General features: G+C 69.5%; 1 protein-coding gene. It reads right to left on the bottom strand.

Annotation, left to right across the window (positions count from 1 at the left end; translation table 11 throughout):
• Positions 1–566, bottom strand: a 566-nt coding sequence (gene def / locus STRTUCAR8_RS34665; protein ID WP_044473414.1) for a peptide deformylase, incomplete at its 3' end; no start/stop codon positions are given.
• Positions 567–649 lie beyond the last annotated feature (83 nt).

The following is a 649-nucleotide window of genomic DNA, read 5'->3' as shown; positions in this document are numbered from 1 at the left end:
GCCACCTGCCGCAGCGCGTCCCTGCGCTCCCGCCTGGAGAGCCGGTCCAGATACACGCGTCCGTTCACATGGTCGGTCTCGTGCTCCAGACACCGCGCGAAGTACCCCGTCCCCTGGACCACCAGAGGCTTCCCGTCCTGATCGAGGCCGCGCACGACGGCCCGATCCGGGCGGGCTACGTCCATCATGGCCCCCGGCACGGACAGGCAGCCCTCGCCCTCGTCGAGGAGGCGCCGGTCGCCCGCGTCTAGCGGATCGAGCACCGGGTTGACGATGTGCCCGACATGACGGACACCGTCGTCGTCCGGGCAGTCGTAGACGAACAGCCGCAGACCGACACCGACCTGGTTCGCCGCGAGCCCGGCTCCGTCGGCCGCATACATGGTCAGGAACATGTCGTCGATGAGCGCGGCGAGTTCCGGCCCGAACTCGGTCACGTCCCGGCACGGCTTGTGCAGGACCTCTTCGCCGACTTCGGTGATGCGACGTACGGCGCCACGCCGGGCCTCGGGCGTGAGCCGGGGGTACGAGTCGACGGGCCTGCCCTGTACGAAGACACGAGGCATCGCTGTCTCTCCTTCTGCTGCGTGGAGTGCTGAGAGCACCGGGGCCTCAGCCTCACACAGCCACCCCCTCAGGGGGCGGAGAA

It is taken from the genome of Streptomyces turgidiscabies Car8, assembly GCF_000331005.1.
In the GTDB taxonomy this organism is placed as follows: Bacteria; Actinomycetota; Actinomycetes; order Streptomycetales; family Streptomycetaceae; genus Streptomyces; species Streptomyces turgidiscabies.
The sequence above is the reverse complement of the archived record's forward strand: the minus strand, read 5'-3'. Positions and strand labels throughout refer to the sequence as shown.